Here is a 2,024-nt window from a genome sequence, read left to right on the forward strand (position 1 = left end):
AGCGAGTGCGACTCTCAACGCCGATATGCTTCCCGTCTTGCCCGTGGAGGTCACCGCCGCCTGGAACGAGCGCGTGGAGGCGGCGGATATAAAAGATATCGCCCCTTACTGGCACTTTCCTCACGGCCTGCCCAGCGATGAAAAGCCGTGGCGCGAACGGGCAAGGCGCCTGGCGCGCCAGCTCCAGAATGTGCGTATCGACCGACCGCTCATCGATTCCCCCTACCTGATGCATCTGGCGCGGCTGTCGTTGATGCTGGCGGATCACCACTACTCCAGCCTGACCGACGCCGGGCGGTTGAAAGGGCCGTGGAGCGAGGCGCTCTACGCCAATACCGCCACGGTCGGCGGCAAACGCCAGATGAGCCAGCCGCTGATCGAGCATCTAATCGGCGTGACCCGCGCCACCGGCGAGATCACCCACCGCCTGCCGGACATGCTCGACGCGATGAGCGGCATCACCCACCACAAGGGCTTCAAGGCGCGCAGCAAGCACCCGCGGTTTCGCTGGCAGGACAAGGCGTATGACCTGGCCGTGGGCCTGCGCGAGAAAAGCCGCGCCCAGGGCTTTTTTGGCATCAACATGGCCTCCACCGGCTGCGGCAAGACGATCGCCAACGGGCGCATCTGCTACGGGCTGAGCGAGCCGGAAAAGGGCGCGCGCTTCTCGATTGCGCTGGGCCTGCGCACGCTGACGCTGCAGACCGGGCAGGCCTACCGCGAGCGGCTGGGCCTTGGCAGCGACGACCTGGCCGTGCGCGTGGGCGGCGCGGCCAGCCGCGAACTTTATGAGCATCAGCAGGCCCAGGGCGGCTCGGATTCGCGCGCCGAGCTTCTCGACGAGCAGAGCCACGTCCACTTCGAAGGCAGCCTCGACGACCATCCGGTGCTGGCCCGAGTCATCACTGACCCGCGCGCCCGCGCCCTGATCGGCGCGCCGATTCTGGTCTCCACCATCGACCACCTGATGCCCGCCACCGAAAGCCTGCGCGGCGGCCACCAGATCGCGCCCATGCTGCGCCTGATGAGCAGCGACCTGGTGCTCGACGAGCCGGACGACTTCGATATCGCCGATCTGCCTGCGTTGACGCGCCTGGTCTACTGGGCGGGCCTTCTGGGCTCGCGGGTGCTGCTGTCGTCTGCCACGCTGCCGCCCGCGCTGGTACGCGGGCTCTATGACGCCTACCGGGAGGGCCGCGCCGAGTACCAGCGCCACCGCGGCGTGCCCGGCGCACCCATCGAGCCGGTGTGCGCCTGGTTCGACGAGCACGGCTGCACCCACGCGACCTGCGCCGACGGTGAAGGTTTCGACGCCGCGCATGCGGCCTTCGCCCACAAGCGCGCCGCCAGGCTCGCCACCCTCGAACCGCTGCGGCGTGGCTATCGCGTGCCGTTCACCGCGCCTTCATCGCTTGAGGCGATCAGCGATGCGCTGGCGCAGACGATTCTTGAACAGGCACGTGCGCTGCACGAAGCGCACCACACCCAGGACCCGCAAAGCGACAGACGCGTGAGCTTCGGGCTGGTGCGCATGGCCAACATCGCACCGCTGGTGGCCGTGGCTCAGGCGCTCTACCGCGCCGAGGTGGCCGAGGGCATCCACCTTCATCTGTGCGTCTACCATTCGCAGTTCCCCTTGCTGCTGCGCTCGCGGCTGGAAGCGCGGCTCGACCGGGCGCTGGATCGCCGCGACGAGTTCGCCGTGTTCGACCTGCCGGATATCCGCACGCGCCTGCAAGGCGAGGCGAGAGATCATCTGTTCATCGTGCTTGGCTCCCCCGTGACCGAAGTGGGCCGCGACCATGACTACGACTGGGCAATCGTCGAGCCCTCCTCGATGCGCTCGATCATCCAGCTCGCAGGACGAGTGCGCCGCCACCGCCAGACTCCGATCAGAGCGCCCAATATCGCGCTGCTCGACACCAACGTGAAACACCTGGAAGGGCGGCAGCCCGCCTTCAGCCACCCGGGTTTCGAAACCGCTCAGTACTGGCCGCTGACGACCCACCGGCTCATCGCACTGC

1 protein-coding gene is annotated in these 2,024 nt (G+C 67.7%); it reads left to right on the plus strand.

The features are described from left to right. Positions 1-25: 25 nt before the first annotated feature. Positions 26-2,024: type I-F CRISPR-associated helicase Cas3f (gene cas3f, locus BIS11_RS16200; RefSeq protein ID WP_253586543.1), on the plus strand; the 1,999-nt coding region annotated here is incomplete at its 3' end.

Source organism: Halomonas sp. 707D4, from assembly GCF_024158685.1.
Lineage (GTDB): Bacteria > Pseudomonadota > Gammaproteobacteria > Pseudomonadales > Halomonadaceae > Vreelandella.